This is a genomic window from Enterobacter cloacae complex sp. 6730903, from assembly GCF_048283985.1.
In the GTDB taxonomy this organism is placed as follows: domain Bacteria; phylum Pseudomonadota; class Gammaproteobacteria; order Enterobacterales; family Enterobacteriaceae; genus Enterobacter; species Enterobacter hormaechei_C.
This window is the reverse complement of sequence record NZ_JBLVXX010000230.1, coordinates 1-271: the sequence shown is the minus strand read 5'-3', so window position 1 is coordinate 271 and position 271 is coordinate 1. Positions and strand designations below refer to the sequence as shown.

At 41.3% G+C, this 271-nt stretch carries 1 protein-coding gene; it reads left to right on the top strand.

What is annotated here, in order from left to right:
• Positions 1–271 (top strand): hypothetical protein (locus ACNQ0W_RS25705; protein ID WP_417933344.1); only part of this gene is annotated, 271 nt, incomplete at both ends.

Below are 271 nucleotides of genomic sequence, written 5' to 3'. Positions count from 1 at the left end.
CACAATATAAAGTCAGCGCGACTTACCCAGATGGATATCGGGTTTTAGTGAGTTTCCTCATTGCAGGACGTGAGGCACCACAAAAAGCACAAGTCATTGCTGATGCGATTTTGACTAAGTGCGAACGTGTTTTAGCAATGCGCTCAGTGCCGCCATTTAGTGAAAAGTCTGTTGAAATTTTAGGTATTGAAAGTACCTATGGCGACCATGCCCAAACATTAAATAGTCGTGAAGTTGTGGTCAAAATAGCTGTAAAACACATGTTTAAAGA